The sequence below is a fragment of the Gordonia paraffinivorans genome, from assembly GCF_900683595.1.
GTDB lineage: Bacteria > Actinomycetota > Actinomycetes > Mycobacteriales > Mycobacteriaceae > Gordonia > Gordonia paraffinivorans.
Map to the genome: position 1 here is coordinate 154,733 of NZ_CAACYD010000006.1, position 17,350 is coordinate 172,082.

Here is a 17,350-nt window from a genome sequence, read left to right on the forward strand (position 1 = left end):
TCAGATGTCCTTCCCGCTCTTGCGCGAGATCCGGACCTTCTTGCCGGTCTCCGGGTCGACGCGGTAGCCGATGCGGGTCGGGTTTCCGTCGGAATCGACGACCATCACGTTCGATACGTGGATCGGCGCTTCCTGGGTCACGATGCCGCCGGAGGAGGCACCGCGCTCGTTGGCCGACGCGGCGGTGTGCTTCTTGATTCGGTTGACGCCCTCGACGAGGACCTTCTGGGTCTTCGGGAAGGCCTGGATGACCTTGCCCTTGGCGCCCTTGTCCTTGCCCGAGATGACGATCACGGTGTCACCCTTGTGCACCTTCATGTCAGATCACCTCCGGAGCGAGCGACACGATCTTCATGAACTTCTTCTCACGCAGCTCGCGGCCGACCGGGCCGAAGATGCGGGTACCGCGGGGGTCGCTCTCACCCTTGAGGATGACGGCGGCGTTCTCGTCGAAACGGATGTAGCTTCCGTCCGGACGACGGCGCTCCTTGGTGGTGCGCACGACGACTGCCTTGACGACCTCACCCTTCTTGACGTTGCCGCCGGGGATCGCGTCCTTGACAGTGGCGACGATGACGTCGCCAATGCCGGCGTAGCGCCGCGAAGAACCGCCGAGCACGCGGATGCACAAGATCTCCTTGGCACCGGTGTTGTCGGCGACTCGCAGGCGAGATTCCTGCTGAATCACTCGTTAGTCTCCTTGACCTGGAACTTATGTACGGCGGATTTCCGACCCGACGCACACGGTCTGTTGCCCACCGAACACACGCCTGCCTGGTGTTTTCCGCCAGACTGTGACACCTGGACGGTCCGCCCCAGTGGGTTCGCGTGCCGATTTGCGACACAGCAGCGCCGCAGGCAACCTCACAAGTGTAGGGGAACTCCCAGGTCGGAGCCAAATCACGCCCCGGCGCCCTCCATCGCCGGGTGACAAACACCCGGACCGGACGAGAATTTTTCGATCCACACCCATCTGGGGCGCATCCCCACACGAAGCACCCTCGAGACGGGACCACCCCGTACCGGCCGATCAGACCATGAGCGGCCGGCCCACCCTTCACCGCTTCGGCGCGCAGCAAGCAAGCCTGCCGCCGGCGGAGGCTCCCGACGAGTGCCGGGAGATCTGCTTCGTCCCAGCCCGCGTCCATCGCCACGCCCTGGGAATCCGACGTCCAGCGCGACACGCGCGACCTGGCACACGCGAGTTCGTTCTCGGGTGCCGGTTCGCCCGTTCACAGGGGAGGAATGCGTGACCACCGAAGACACGATCCGGCAGAGCAGCCATATCGAGAGCACATCCGACCCCGCGATCCCGATGACCGCCGCTCAGCGCGGCATCTTCTACGCCCAGCAACTCGAACCCGACGTTCCGCTGACGATCGACGCCTACATCGAGTTCCGCGGCGACACTTCGGGTTCCGACGACGCGCCGGTGGACATCGATCCCGGGATCCTCCAGCGTGCGGCAACGCTGACCACGTTGGAGACGGAGGCCTCGATGTTGCGGCTGACCTCGACGGACGACGCGGAACCGACCCTGACCATCGATCGGTCGCGCCGACTGGTCGTCGGCACACAGGATTTCAGCGACGCCGCGGACCCGCGCGCTGCCGCACTGGCCTGGATCGACGAGCACCGGGCGAAGAGTCCGGACATGTTCTCCGATCCCCTCCTCGACACACACCTGATCAAGATCGGTCCGGGTCATTCGATCTGGTACTGCCGCGGGCATCACATCGGATACGACGGTTATGCCGCCATGTACCTGATGCTCCGGGTCTCGTCGCACTACACGGCGATCGTCAACGATTCTCCGGCTCCCCTGGTGGACACGGCGACGATGGCCGAGATCGCCGCGATGGATGCCGACTACCGGACCTCGGAGAAGTTCGCCGCCGATCGGGAGCACTGGTCGCAGCACCTGGCCGATCTGCCCGAGTCGGCCACCCTGACCAGGCGTTCCGGTTCGGCCGCACCGTTGTCGAAGGTGAGTTCGACAACCCTCGACGACGACCTGGTCGACCGCATCCGCTCCCTGGCACGGGCCCAGCGGGTCCGGCCGGCGTCGGTCATCACCGCCGCCGTCGCCGCCTACGTCGCCCGCTTCACCGATCGCGACGAGGCGGTCCTCAGCCTTCCGGTCGCGGCACGGGACCGCGACATCCTGCGCACCTCCGCGGGCCTCCTCTCCAACGTCGTCCCGCTGCGCGTCGCTCTCGACGAGGACGCCACCGTGGCCGAACTGCTCTCGGCGGTCAACGCGGAGATCAAGAGCGCCGTGCGCCACCAGAAGTACCGCCACGAGGACATCGTCGCCGACATCCTGGGTGCCGCAGGGGCCCGTCGTGGGTTCTTCGGACCGCTGGTCAACGTGATGCTGTTCTTCCAGCACATCGACTTCGGCCCCGTGCGCGGTGAGCTCAACGTGCTGTCCACCGGACCGATCGAAGACGTCTCGGTCAACGTCTACGACAGCTTCGACGGCGGGATGAGCGTCGACCTCGAGGCGAATCCGAACATCTACGCCGACGACGAGATCGCCACCCATCACCGTCGACTCGTGGAGTTTCTCGAAGCCCTGGTCACCGCCGCTCCCGACGCCCCGGTGTCTCAGGTCAGCGTGCTGCGCGAGTGCGAGTACGCGGAACTGTCGCAGCACGCCTTCGGCGCGCAGGTCGAGCTCGGCGAGCACACGCTGATCGACCTGGTGGACGAGGCCGCCGCAGCCCACCCCGACGCGCCTGCCCTCATCGCGGCCCACCCGCGGGATCGGTCCGAATCCCGACCGCTCTCCCATGCCGAGTTCGCCCGGCAGACACGGTCGTTGGCAGCGACGCTCCAGGATCGCGGCGTCGGAGCGGAGAGCATCGTCGCCATCCGGCTCCGACGCAGCGTCGATCAGGTGCTGGCCCTGCACGCCGTCGTCCGGGCAGGCGCGGCCTTCGTCCCGATCGACCCGGACGAGCCGGCCGATCGCCTCGAGCACATCCTGTCGGTGGCGGCCCCGGACCTGGTCATCACCGAAGAGAATCTGACCGAGCTGCGCGCGAACCCGGCCCGACGAGACCCCGCGCCGGTCGCCGGCCCGGACAACACCGCCTACCTGCTGTTCACCTCCGGTTCGACCGGCAAGCCCAAGGGCGTGGCGATCACCCACCGCGCGATCGTCAACCGACTCGGATGGATGCAGGAGCGGTACCCCCTCGCCGAGTTCGACCGCGTCCTGCAGAAGACCCCGGCGACGTTCGACGTGTCGGTCTGGGAGTTCTTCTGGCCGTTCGTCGCCGGCGCCGCGCTCGTCGTTCCGTCCGCCGACGGACACCGCGACCCGTGGTACCTGCGCGACGTGATCGACGAACACCGCATCACCACGGTGCATTTCGTCCCGTCGATGCTCACCGCATTCTCGGCGGCGCTCTCCGCCGACTCCGACACCCCAGCCGACGCCGATGCCCCCGGCGGTGCACACCGGCGGGCCACGACGACCCTGGGGTCGCTGCGCCAGATCTTCACCAGCGGCGAGGCACTGACGCCGGGCACGGTCGGGGCGACCGCGGCACTCACCTCGGCACCGGTCCACAATCTCTACGGCCCCACCGAGGCGGCCATCGACGTCACCCACCACGACGCCTGCCGTGCGGACGTCCCGGTCGTGCCCATCGGCCGACCGGCGTGGAACACCAGCGTCCACGTGCTCGACCGCCGGTTGCGACCGCAGCCGCCCGGCGCTGTCGGTGAGCTGTATCTCGGCGGCGTCCAGCTCGCCCGCGGCTACCGGGCACGGCCGGACCTCACCGCGTCGCGTTTCGTCGCCGCCCCCGAGGGGACCGGCGAACGTCTCTATCGCACCGGCGATCTGGTCCGGATGAACGACGACGGCGACCTGGAGTACCTGGGACGGTCCGATTCCCAGGTCAAGATCCGCGGTCAGCGCGTAGAACTCGGCGAGATCGAGTCGGCCCTGGCAACGGTGTCCGGAGTCTCCGCCGCGGGCGTCGTCGTCCGCGACGACCTGGTCGCCGACGGACCTGCCGTCGTCGGCTATGTGAGCGGTGACACCGACCTGCACACCCGCGACCTGCGGACCGAATTGGCGCCGGCGCTGCCCGGGCACATGATCCCCGTGGCGATCATGGTCCTCGACGCGCTCCCGACCACCGCCAACGGGAAACTCGATCGCCGTGCGCTCCCCCGCCCGGAACTCCGCACCGACCGCGAGTTCGTCGCACCGGAATCCGAGCTCGACCGATTCGTCGTGCGCACCGTCGCCGACGTCCTGGAGCTGGGGTCCGATTCGACGGACAGCTCGCCGATCTCGATGCGCGACGACTTCTTCGACATCGGCGGCACGTCGCTGTCGGCGACCCGGGTGGCCTCCCGCCTGTCGAAGGCGACCGGCCGGCGCATCGGTATCCGCACGATCTTCGACGCCGCGGACATCGGCGGGATCGTCGACGCGCTCACCGAACCGGGTGTCGGAGTCGACGATTCCCCGGAGAGCACCTCACCCCGCGCCGGTACGCGCGTCCTCGACGGCTCCCCGGCGCCCCTGTCACCGGCACAGCACCGGTTGTGGCTCGCCGCCCGGCTGGATCCGGCCGCCGCGGCCACCTACAACATGCCGTTCACCGTCCGGCTTGTCGGCCCGCTCGACACCGACGCCCTGAGGCAGGCGCTCAGCGACGTCATCGTCCGCCACGAACCGCTGCGCAGTGTCGTCGTCGAGCGGGACGGCATCGCATTCATGGCACCGCGCACGCCGGAGTCGGTGACCGTCGACCTGCCGGTCCTGCGGGCGCAGGACGTGCGCGATCTCCCGGACCGTGAGTTCGCCTCCCAGACCTTCGATCTCGCCGTCGACCTGCCGATCCGGGCGCGTCTCGTCCGTACCTCCGACGACGACCACCGGCTGACCATGGTGGTCAACCACATCGCCGCGGACGGTTGGTCACTGGCGCCCCTCGCCGGCGACCTGGCGACGGCCTATCGCGCTCGGCGCGAAGGCAACGAACCCGACTGGGCCGAGCTGCCCGTCTCCTATTCGCAGGTCAGTGCGGAACGCCATGCCTGGCTGGCCGAGAGCACCGACGCCGGCACCGAACTCGAATTCTGGCGGGCCGTCCTCGCGGACGCCCCCGGCGAGACCGATCTGCCGCTGGACCGTCCGCGCACCGGTCGCCGCGACGCATCGGGCGCGTCGGTGACCCACACGCTCTCGCCCGACACGCACCGCGCCATCCGAGAACTGGCCTCGGTCTCCGGTTCCACCGTGTTCATGGTGCTGCACGCTGCCGTCGCCACCCTGTTGCGGTCGTTGTCGCAGTCACCGGACATCGTCATCGGAACACCTGTCGCCGGGCGCGGGGATGCCGATCTCGACGGCCTCGTCGGGATGTTCGTCAACACGCTGGCTCTGCGCACGAAAGTCGACAAGGGCTCAGCCTTCATCGACCTGCTGGCGCACGTGCGCGACGTCGACCTCAACGCCTTCGACAACGCCGACCTGCCCTTCGACCGTCTCGTCACCGAACTCAACCCGGACCGGTCGTCGCACGTCCATCCGTTCTTCCAGGTGTCCCTCGCGCTGGAGGACCGTTCGGCCATCCGTCTCGGCTTCGCCGGCCTCTCGGCCACCGCCTCGCGCGTCGACACCGGATACACCACCTTCGACCTCCAGCTCACTTTCACCGAGATGCCGGACGCCGATGGCGAGCCGGCCGGACTGTCTCTCGAGATCGGTTACGCCACTGCCCTGTTCGACCGATCCACGGTGACCACCCTCGCCTCGCGCCTCGACCGCCTGCTGCAGGCGGCCACCGCGCAACCGCGCTCTGCGGTCGGCGACCTCCCGGTCCTCGACCTCCACGAACGACTCGACCTCGTTCCCGCGGTCGGAGAGGGACGCCGGCCCGTCGAGCATCTGACGACGCTGCTGTCCACGGCCGCCGCGTCCTCCCCGCATCGGGTCGCCGTCACCGACGGCACGCGGTCGCTGACGTATCGAGACCTCGACGCCGCGTCGAACCGGCTCGCGAGGTTGCTGCTCGAACGGGGCGCCGGACCCGAACGCCATGTCGCGGTGGCACTTCCGCGTGGCGTGGACTGGATGATCGCCATGTGGGCCGTTGCCCGGTCCGGGGCCGCGTGGGTCCCCGTCGATCCGGCCTACCCGCCGGCGCGTATCGCGCACATGCTCGGCGACTCCGGTTCCCGCCTCCTCCTGACCGACCGGTCCTCCGACCCGCGGACCGCACTGGCCGACGAATCCGCGGACGGCCGCCGGCATGTCTTGCAGACTCTCGTCCTCGACGACGACGAGGTCATCGGGTCGGTGCGTCGGATGTCGGCCGCGCCGGTGTCGGCCGCCGAACGCCCGGGCCCGCTCAGTGTGGATCAGCCCGCCTACCTGATCTACACATCCGGCACCACCGGCACCCCCAAGGGCGTGGTGGTCGGTCATCGCGGTCTCGCGGACTTCGCGGCGCAGCAGGTCACGCAGTACGGGATCACCCCCGACAGCCAGACCATGCACATGGCCTCACCCAGTTTCGACGCGTCGGTGCTCGAGATCCTGATGGCCGTCGCGGCCGGTTCGACGATGCACATCATCCCGCCGGGCATCGTCGGCGGCGCCGAACTGGCCGAGCTGATGCGGGAAGGCCATGTCACCCATGCCTTCCTGACCCCATCCGTGCTCACCACCATCTCGCCCGACGACGTCCCCGAACTCGAGGCCCTGGTCATCGGCGGCGAGCACGCGAACCCGGAAGTCGTGCGTATGTGGTCCCACGGGCCGCGACTGTTCAACGCCTATGGTCCGACGGAGACCACGGTCGTCGCGACTGTGTCGTCACCGATCCAACCCGACTACCGGACCCTGACCATCGGACGGCCCATTCGCGGCGTCTCCGCGCTCGTGCTCGACGAACGCCTGCAGCCGGTCGCCCCAGGCGCGGTCGGCGAGCTGTACGTCGCCGGTGAGCATCTCGCCCGCGGGTACCACGGGGTGCGCCCGCTGACCTCGAAGAGGTTCATCGCCAACCCGTTCGGCGATCCGGGCGAGCGGATGTACCGCACCGGCGACCTGGTGCGTTGGACGACCGATCACGAACTCGAGTTCCGGGGCCGCGCCGACCATCAGGCCAAGGTTCGCGGTCACCGCATCGAACTCGGGGAGATCGACGCCGTGCTCGTCGCCGATGCCGCGGTGCGTGCGGCGGTCACGACCACCCACGGAGAGGGCGCCCGCGCTCATCTCGTCTCGTACGTGGCGATGGCGGACGGCACCGCGGACACCGCGTCCGACGTCCGTGAACGTTTGTCGGACCGTCTTCCGCGGCACATGATCCCGTCGACGATCGTCGAACTCGACGAGATCCCGACGACACCGATCGGCAAGGTCGACCTGCGAGCGCTGCCCGCGCCGGAGTCCCTGCCGGCGGACACCACCGTCGCGTACGTCGCACCGATCACGCCGATCGAGCAGACGGTGGCCGACCTCATCGCCGAACGACTCGACCTCGAACCCGGCACCGTCGGCCGGCACCACGACTTCTTCGACCTCGGCGGGAACTCTCTGCTGGCGACCCAGATCGTCGGCACGCTCGAGCACCTGACCGGCCACCGGATTCCGGTGCGCGAGGTCTTCGATCATTCGACCGTCGCCGCGATCGCACGACTCGTGCCCGCGCGGGATCTCGAGCGAGCGGACACGGACGAGACGCGCATCCCCCGTCTCCTGCACGATCCCGACGCTCCCGTCGAGCCCGGTCCCGCCCAGCAGCAGCTCTGGTTCCTCAACCAGCTCGCCGTCGGCGAGACCGCCGATGGGGACGGCTCCGCGACCGCCGGTTACGCGATCGCGTTCGCGCTCGATCTCCGCGGCCGTCTCGATGTCGACGCACTCGCCGGCGCGATCCGCCACACCGTCGACCGCCACGTGATGCTGCGCACCGTCTATCCCGATCTCGACGGCAGGCCTGTCCTCGACGTGCGCCCCGCCGACGCCGTCACTCTCGACCTCGCGGTCACCGACACCACGGAAGCGCACTGGCCGGATCTGGCCCGGGCTCTCGCCGCCCGCCCGTTCGATCTGACCACCGACCTCCCGCTGCGGACCGCACTGCACCAGATCGACGGCGACGCCATGCACCACCGGCTGTCGATCGTCATCCACCACATCGCCGCCGACGGGTGGTCGATGATCCCGCTCCATCGCGACATCACCCGCGCCTACGCCGAACTCCGTGACGGTGCCACGACCGGCGCGAAACCCCTGACCGACACCGCGATCGACTACCTCGACTACCTGCGGTGGCAGGCCGAGAACCTCGCCGGCCACGGTGAACTCACAGACTGGTGGCGACGCGAACTCGACGGGATCGACGCCGGCCCCATCCTGATCCCCGACGCCCCGGCCGGACGGACACGCCGTGCCGAAGTCGTCGAGGTGGAGTTCGGCGCCGAAGTCCGGCGCCGACTAATGGCCGTCTCCCCCGACCACGCCACGGAATTCATGAGTGTGCATGCACTGTTCGCGGCCCTGCTCCACCGTCTGCACGCCGATCCCGCCACCCATGTGGGCGGCGCGCCCTCCGACATCGTCATCGGCACCCCGGTCGCCGGGCGCAACGACCCCCGTCTCGCCAACGTCGTCGGGATGTTCGTGAACTCGGTGGTGCTGAGGACCCCGGTGCACGGTCGTGAGAGCTTCACGACTCTGCTCGACTCCGTTCGCCGCCGCGACCTCGAGGCGCTCTCGCAATCCGACATGCCGTTCGAGCGGATCGTCTCGATGGTCAATCCGCCTCGTGACGGCCGGCATCCGATCTTCCAGATCGCGCTCGCCTTCGACGCCCAGACGACCGACGCCCCCACCGACAGCGCGGCATCGGGTCCGCTCGACGCCGGCTCCGGGATCTCCGACCTTCGTATGGATGCCGTCGAGATCGACACCGGCACGGCGCGTTTCGATCTCGAGCTCCGCATCCGGGACGGGCGCGCCCGGTTCGCCTATGCCACCGATGTCCATACCCGTGCTCGTGTCGAGGCACTGGCCCGGATGTTCGCCGAGCTCGCCGACGCGGCGGCCGCACACCCCGACGTCCCCCTCGACGATCTCCCCCTGACGTCGACCGCAGGACTCCAACCGGTCGGCGAACCCACGATCACACCGCGCCACCTCGCCGACATCATCACCGCCACGGCACGCCGGCATCCCGACCGGGTGGCCGTCGAGGACTCCGATCGCAGTCTGACCTACGCCGAGATCGACGAGATCTCGACGACCTGGGCGCACCACCTGCATGCCTTCGAGGTAGGCATTGACGACGTCGTCGCCGTCGCCCTCGAGCGCAGCGTCGAGTCGGTGATCGCGACCTGGGCGATCGCCAAGAGCGGTGCCGCGATCCTTCCCGTCGACACCCGCTACCCCGCCGACCGGGTCGCCCACATGATCAGCGATTCCGGGGCCCGCCTGGGCATCACATCCGCAGATCACATCGCGGATGTGCCACAGGAGATCTGGTGGGCCTCCCCCGGCATTCTGGGTGTCCCGTGGGAGAGCCCGACCCCGGATGCCGACTCGCTCGCGGGTGCGCGTCACACCGACTCGCTCGCGTACGTCGTCTACACCTCCGGGTCCAGCGGAAAGCCCAAGGGCGTCAGCGTGACCCATCGTGGACTCGCTGCGTTCGGTGCAGCGCAGCGCGATCGCTACCGGGTGGCTCCCGGGGACCGCACCCTGCATTTCGCCTCGCCGGCCTTCGACGCCGCGATGCTCGAGTTCCTCCTGGCCTTCGAGGTCGGCGCGACGATGGTGATCGTCCCGTCGACGATCTACGGCGGTGACGAACTCGTGGACTTCGTCGACGAGCAGGCAGTCACCCATGCGTTCATCACCCCGGCCGCGCTGGCCACGGCCGCTCCGCATCCGCTTCCCCTGCTGCGCACGCTCGGCGTCGGGGGCGAGGCCTCGACGCCGGAGTTGGTGGCACGGTGGGGTACCGACCGCAGCTACGTCAACTCCTACGGCCCGACCGAGACCACCATCGTCGCCGTCATGTCGCAGCCGCTCCGTCCGGAGGCGCCGATCACCATCGGCTCTCCGGTCACCGACTGCACCGCACTGGTCCTCGACCATCGCCTGCGCCCGGTGCCCGATCACGTTCCCGGCGAGCTGTACATCAGCGGACCGGGCGTCGCCCGCGGCTATCTGAATCGGCGGGGACAGACCGCCACCCGGTTCATCGCCCGCCCCGGCGGTTCCGGTGACGTCATGTACCGCACCGGCGACATCGTCCGGCGCGACGCCGACAAATCGCTGATCTACCACGGCCGCAGCGACAACCAGGTCAAGGTGCGCGGCTTCCGCATCGAACTCGATGAGGTCACCGCCGCGCTGAGCGCCGTCGAGGGCGTCGACTTCGCAACGACCGTCGTCCGCGGACAGGGCAGCGACGCTGTGCTGGTCGGGTACGTCACCTCCACCGATCCGGCCGACGCCCCGGACACCGCAGCCATCCTGGACACCGTTCGGCAACGCCTCCCGCGCCACATGGTCCCGTCCGCGGTGGTCGTCCTCGACTCGATCCCGCTGACCGGCAACGGCAAGCTCGATCATCGCGCGCTCCCCGAGCCCACCACGACAGCGGTGCCGACGTCGGGCCGCGCTCCGCGCACTCCCGCCGAGACCACGCTGACGCACATCCTCGCCGACGTTCTCGATCTCCGCCCTGACGAGGTGGGGGCCACCGACGACTTCTTCCTCCTCGGCGGCACATCGCTGCAGGCGACCACGCTGGTCAGCCGGATCAACCGCGTCCACATCGGTGAACGGCTCTGGGTACGGGACGTCTTCGATCACCCGACACCCGAAGCGCTCGCGCCGCTGCTCATGCTCCCGGAGGGTTGGGACGTGAGTGCACCGGCCGCGGCCGACCTCATCTCGGGGTCAATCGAACAGACTGCGCCCGAACGGCTTTCGGACCGGCCCGAGCGGTTCCCGCTGGCTCCCGCACAGCGTCGGCTCCACTCGATGGCCACCGCGAACCCCGAGTCCACCGAGTACCTGATGCCCTTCGTGCTACACCTGCACGGAGAACTCGACGTGCCCGCGCTGCGCGGCGCACTCGTCGACATCGTGGCCCGGCACACCAGCCTGCGCACCGTCTTCGAACCCGGCGAACACGGCCCCATGGGGCGAGTGCTCGACGACCCGGAGGCCATGATCGCGGACCTCACCGTGCAGTGGACGACCGATGTCGCGGCCGAGATCACCCGGTCGGCAACCCGGCCCATGGATCTCTCGCGCCAGGCGCCGATCACCGCGACACTCGTCGCGGACAGTGCGACGGCAGGAACGGAAACCGAACACATACTCGTGCTCGTCCTCCATCACATCGCGGCCGACGGTGCGTCCCTTCCGGTCCTCGTCGCCGACCTCACCCGCGCCTACGGCGAACGTCGACGCGGCCGTACCGAGAACTGGACGCCGGCCGCCGTCGACTATCGCGACCACGCGCTCGAGAGTGCCGACGCCGAGAGCCTCGCCGACGACCTCCGGTTCTGGGAGGTGACACTCGCCGACGCCCCGGCGGAGACAACCGTCGCACCCGGGGCGGATGATCTGCAGCCGTCCGGGTCCGGAGCGGGCTCCGTCAGCCTCCCGGTTCCCGCACACACGCGAGCAGGCCTGGTCGCCTTCGCCCGTGAGCAGTCGACCACGCCGTTCTCGGTCGTGCACACGGCCCTGGCGATCCTGTTGCACCGACTCGGCCTCGGCGACGATCTCGTCGTGGGCAGCCCGGTCGACAACCGCGTCGGCCACGACGCCGACCGCGACTACAGCGGTGTCGTGGGGATGTTCGTCAACGTCGTTCCGCTGCGGACCCGCCTGGAGGCGGCCGACACGGTCGCCGGACTCGTCCGTCGCGTCCGCGACGCCGACGTCGACGCGCTCGACCATCGTGGCCTGCCGTTCGACGACGTCGTCGCGGCGCTGACCCCCCCACGCACGCCCGGACGGCATCCGCTGTTCCAGGTCGCCCTGTCGGTCCACGACTACACGGCCGGAGGCGCCGCAGGCCCGGCCAACGGCCTGCCGGCGACGACCATCGAGATGGATGCGGGCCTCCGCGTGTCGATCGCCGAATTCGATTCCCCGGAAGCGAAGTTCGATCTCCAGTTCACGCTCACCGGCCTGCGTGACGGCGATGCGGCCCTCCAGATCGGTTATGACACCGCTCGGTACCGCAGGCACGATGCCGAGCTCCTGGCCACGCGCCTGATGCGTGTCGTGCGCGGCATGCTGGGCGACCCGGGTCGTCCGGTCGGCGACATCCGGATCACCGACCCGCTCGAGGTCGCCGAGCGCGCACCGTCACTCGGGCGTCCGGCGCAACCGCCGACCACGCTCGACAGGTTGTTCGCACAAGCCGTGCAACGGAACCCCGACGGTGTCGCCGCGATGGCGGGCTCGCCGGAGGCACCCGAGTCCATCACCTACGCGGAGCTCGACGCCCGTTCGAACCGACTGGCCCGGGTACTGCTGGGTCGGGGCGTCGGCTCCCCGGACGCCGAACACGTGGTCGCGATGGCCGTGCAGCGCTCGATCGAGTCCCTCGTGACGATCTGGGCCATCGTGAAGACCGGAGCGGCCTACGTCCCGATCGACCCCGCCTATCCCGCCGACCGGATCGCCCACATGCTCGGCGACAGCGGTGCACGGCTCGTGGTGACGACCTCGGCGGCAGCCGAATCCATCGCGGCCGGGATGGCCGGCGACCCGACACCGCTGCTCGTCCTCGACGACGCGGCGACGACCACCCGGCTGCAACACTCGTCGCCGTCGCCGATCACCGATGCCGAGCGCGGTTCGACGATCCGGCCCGACCAGCTCGCCTACATCATCTACACGTCGGGCTCGACCGGCCGGCCGAAGGGTGTACTCGTGCCCCACTCGGGACTGCGTCCGGTGCACGACGAACTCGCCCACCGGATGGCCCCGGGTCCGATGTCGAGGGTGCTGCACTTCGCGTCGCCGAGTTTCGACGCGTCGGTTCTGGAAATGCTGCTCGCCCTTGCCGGTTCGGCGCCGCTGGTGATCGTCGGACCGCAGGTCTACGGCGGTGGGGCACTCAGCGACGTCATCGACTCCGCACAGGTCACCCATGCGTTCATCACGCCGGCCGCCGTCGCCAGCATGTCGCCGGACGCGGTGCCGTCCCTGCGGGCACTCGCCGTCGGCGGCGAGGACTACGGCGCCGACCTGGTCCGGCGCTGGGCCCCCGGACGCACCCTGATCAACGTGTACGGTCCGACCGAGGCCACGATCATCATCACCGGCAGCGAAGCCCTCTCGCCCGAGCGGCAGTTGACGATCGGCACGCCGAACAACGGCGTGGGCGCGATCGTCCTCGACGAGCGTCTGCATCCGGTACCGGCCGGGGTGGTGGGCGAGCTCTACCTCATGGGCCCGCAGATCACCCGCGGTTACCATCGCCGGCCGGGTCTCACCTCGACCCGCTTCGTGCCGGCACCGATGGTCGCCGGACGGCGCTTCGCCGGTCGTCGCATGTACCGCACCGGCGACCTGGTGCGCTGGACCGAGGACGGCCGTCTGGCCTACGTCGGCCGCGGCGACACCCAGGTGCAGGTCCGCGGCTTCCGGGTCGAGCTCGGCGAGATCGACGACGCCCTGACGGCCGAGCCGGATGTCGACTTCGCGGTGACCCTCGTCGAGGGCACCGGAGCTGCGGCCAAGCTCCGCAGTTACGTCACCGCCACCGATGGAACCGCACCGGACCCCGCCGATCTACGGCGCCGCGTGAGTCGCCGGCTCCCCCGGCACATGGTGCCGACCTCGGTGACCCTGCTCGACGCCATGCCGTTGACCCCCACCGGCAAGCTCGACCGCAAGGCGTTGCCCACCCCCACCGATGACGCCACCCGCCGCGCACCGGCCCCGGGTGTGGAGACGATGATCGCGCAGGTCTTCGCCGAGGTCCTGGAGGTCACCCCGGCCACGATCGGGGCCGACGACGGCTTCTTCGACCTCGGGGGCAATTCCCTGCTGGCCACCGCCGTCACCTCGCGGCTGGCCGAACGGACCGGCCTCCAGGTGTCGGCGCAGTCGCTCTTCGGCGCGCCGAGCCCGGCGGAACTCGCCGCCGCACTGGGCATCGACGGGGCGGCGCCGACCGACCCGTCGGAACAGGCCGGCACAGCGGGACTGGACGTGCTCCTGCCCCTGCGTCGGCAACGCGGCGACACCGCGGAGAATCCCGGCGAGCCTCCTCTGTTCGTCGTCCATCCGGCGATCGGACTGTCGTGGAGCTTCACCTCGCTCCTGCCCCACCTGCCCGCAGGCCGGGCGCTGTACGGACTGCAGCATCCGGCGTTGTCCGGCAAGCCCTGCCCTCGCACGATCGGCGACCTCGCCGCCGAGTACGTGGCGCAGATCCGGGCCGTCGCCCCGGAGGGCCCGTATCACCTCGTGGGGTGGTCGCTCGGCGGACTCATCGCGCACGAGATGGCGGTTCAGTTGCGGGAGGCCGGCGACGACGTCGCCCGGCTCGTCGTGCTCGACAGTTACGTCGTCTCCGAGCGACCGGACCTCGACGCCGAGGCGTCGATCACCGACCTGATGCGCGAATTCGGCCTCGAACTCGACAGCGAAGAGCTGTCCGGGACAGAAGAACTCACCGTCGCCGACGCCCACCGCATCATCTCCTCGATCGGCGGAGCGCTCGGTGGCCTGACCCGGGAGGCCCTGGGCAAGGTCCACGAGGTGTTCCGCCACGCCTCCCCGCTTGCCGAGAGGTGGCGGCCGCGCCTCTACGACGGCGACCTGACCTTCGTCACCGCCACCGTCGACCCCCAGCCCGGCGCACCCGCCGTCGATGCCTGGCACTCGAAGGTGACCGGACGGGTCGTCGAGATCGAGGCGCACAGCACACACGCACGAATGATGTTGCCCGAGCACGTGTCCGACTGGGTACATGCCATCGGCGTACCACCGGGAGCACCGGCGGACGCCTCACGACAGGAGAAGCGATGATCAACCCCTTCGACGACACCGACGGAGTCTTCCGGGTGCTCGTCAACCACGAGAACCAACACTCGCTGTGGCCGGAATTCGCACCCGTCCCCGACGGCTGGCAGACCGTCTTCGGCCCCTCCGGCCACGACGAATGCCTCGAGTACGTCGAACAGAACTGGCGAGACATGCGACCCGCCAGCCTGATCCGGACCATGGCGAGCGCACAGGACGAGGGAAGCGAGGTCACCCGTGGGGAGGCACAGTATCACTGACGACGCACCGGACCGTGGAGCGTCACCGTACGCGCTGGAGCTCCGCGGGCTGCAGAAGACCTTCCGCACCGGCTTGTTCGGCCGAGGCCCGCGGGTCCACGCCCTCAACGGACTGGACCTCTCGGTCCCCACCGGAACCGTGCACGCTCTCCTCGGACCCAACGGAGCTGGCAAGACGACCACGGTCCGCGCGGTGGCGACCCTGATGACCCCTGACGAGGGCTCGGTCATCGTCGACGGCGTCGATGCCATCGCCGATCCCGGTGCAGTGCGCAAGATCGTCGGGGTGTCCGGTCAGTACGCCGCCGTCGACGGGAACCTGACCGGTTTCGAGAACCTGCGCATGGTCGGTCAGCTGTACGGGCAACCGCGATCGGAGGCGTCGGAACGAGCCCGCGAACTGATCGCGGAACTGAACCTCGAGGACGCCGCCGACCGACCGATGCGGACCTATTCGGGCGGGATGCGGCGTCGCCTCGACCTCGCAGGCGCCCTCATCAACCGCCCCTCGCTGGTGATCCTCGACGAGCCGACGACCGGACTCGACCCGCGCGGACGACGCCAGATGTGGGAGGTCATCGCCGAACAGGTCGGCTCCGGCGCGACGGTTCTGCTCACGACGCAGTACCTCGAGGAGGCCGACGCCCTCGCCGACGAGATCACCGTCATCGACCACGGCACGATCCGGGCCCAGGGCAGCGCGGCGGAGCTCAAGTCCGCCACCGGCGGGTCGATACTGACCGTCGCAGTCGTTGTCCCCCAAGACGACGACGCCGACACGCAGGTCTCGTCGTCGCTCACCCAGATCGGCGTCGGACCGGCAGAGCGTGTCGAATCGGGCACGGAGACCGTCACCGACACGACTTCCGCGCGCTGGTCTGTTCCCGTCGACGCCGGCACCCGCAGTGCTGTGGCGGCAGTCCGGGCGCTGTCTGCAGCCGGTATCGAGGTCGTCGACGCTTCCGTGTCGACACCCACCCTCGACGACGTCTTCCTGACGCTCACCGAGCGCTCCGGCACGACCGGGCCGGACACGCTCGGCGGCGTCGACGAGATCATCCACCGGCCGGCCGGTTCGGACACCGCGGCCGGCGAACCAGAAGCGAAGGGCGAGCCCGTCGACAGGTTCGCAGCCACCGGCGGCTCCGACGTGCTCGGAGCAGACGAGCGCGCCGCGGACTCACCGGACGACCGAGCCGATCGATCGGAGCACGCACATGTTCACTGACACCGCAGTTCTGGTCGAGCGAAACCTGCTGACCGTCAAACGCATACCGACGCTCCTCATCAGCGCGACGATCCAGCCGCTGATGTTCGTCTTCCTCTTCGCCTACGTCTTCGGGGCGACTTTCGGCGGCGGTTCGTACCGCGAGTTCCTGATGGCCGGCATCTTCACCCAGACCGTCGTGTTCAACGCCGCCTTCACCACCGTCGGCCTGGCGAACGACACGTCGGACGGGATCATCGACCGCCTCCGCTCGCTACCGATGTCCCGACTGGGCGTCATCGGCGGCCGGGTCACCTCGGACATGCTCCTGGGCGCCGTCGGACTGGCGGTCATGGTCGCCTGCGGACTGGCCATCGGCTGGCGGGTCCACGGCAGCGCCGCCGACGCCGCCATCGCCTTCGCCATCATCGGGCTCTTCGCCGTCGCGATGGCCTGGGTCGGTGCCGTGACCGGCCTGGCGGCGCCGAATGTCGAAGCGGCACAGAGCATCGGCTTCCTCTGGATGTTCCCGGTGACGTTCCTGTCGAGCGCGTTCATCTCGGCGCAGAGCCTTCCCGGACCGCTGCGAACCATCGCGGAATGGAACCCGGTGACCGCTGTCGCCACCGCCTGCCGGCAATTGTTCGGCAACGAGGCACCACCGACGTTCCCGACCGCGACCGGATGGGTCGCCGACCACGCCGTGGCGTATGCGGTGGGCTCGTCGTTGGTCATCCTGGCCGTGTGCGTCCCTGCGTCCCTTGTCCTTTACCGACGTTCAGCGAACCGGTGATCGCCGATCGCCGGAGAAGTCCCGACGATTCCGGCTAC

Annotated in this window: 6 protein-coding genes; 4 read left to right on the forward strand and 2 right to left on the reverse strand. The window is 69.4% G+C overall.

What is annotated here, in order from left to right:
- Complete coding sequence (gene rplX, locus E1P53_RS07705) at window positions 1-318, reverse strand: 50S ribosomal protein L24 (protein WP_006901932.1); 318 nt, start codon at window positions 316-318, stop codon at window positions 1-3.
- A gap of 1 nt (window position 319) precedes the next feature.
- The gene (rplN, locus tag E1P53_RS07710; protein ID WP_006901933.1) at window positions 320-688 is read right to left on the reverse strand and encodes a 50S ribosomal protein L14; all 369 of its coding nucleotides are present in this window, start codon (window positions 686-688) and stop codon (window positions 320-322) included.
- A 561-nt stretch (window positions 689-1,249) separates the two neighbouring features.
- Between rplN and E1P53_RS07715 the strand changes: the two genes are divergently transcribed.
- Genes E1P53_RS07715 through E1P53_RS07730 form a run of 4 tightly spaced genes read left to right on the forward strand, consistent with a single transcriptional unit; the run spans window position 1,250 to window position 17,312 of the window.
- Window positions 1,250-15,058: a non-ribosomal peptide synthetase gene (locus tag E1P53_RS07715; protein ID WP_131733924.1), complete on the forward strand. Its 13,809-nt coding sequence runs from the start codon at window positions 1,250-1,252 to the stop codon at window positions 15,056-15,058.
- Window positions 15,055-15,312, forward strand: a complete 258-nt coding sequence (locus E1P53_RS07720; RefSeq protein ID WP_006901935.1) for an MbtH family protein — start codon at window positions 15,055-15,057, stop codon at window positions 15,310-15,312. Before E1P53_RS07715 ends, E1P53_RS07720 begins: the two co-directional genes overlap by 4 nt.
- Window positions 15,290-16,540: an ABC transporter ATP-binding protein gene (locus E1P53_RS07725; protein ID WP_131733925.1), complete on the forward strand. Its 1,251-nt coding sequence runs from the start codon at window positions 15,290-15,292 to the stop codon at window positions 16,538-16,540. Before E1P53_RS07720 ends, E1P53_RS07725 begins: the two co-directional genes overlap by 23 nt.
- Window positions 16,530-17,312: an ABC transporter permease gene (locus E1P53_RS07730; protein ID WP_131733926.1), complete on the forward strand. Its 783-nt coding sequence runs from the start codon at window positions 16,530-16,532 to the stop codon at window positions 17,310-17,312. The genes E1P53_RS07725 and E1P53_RS07730 overlap by 11 nt, the downstream gene beginning before the upstream one ends.
- Window positions 17,313-17,350 lie beyond the last annotated feature (38 nt).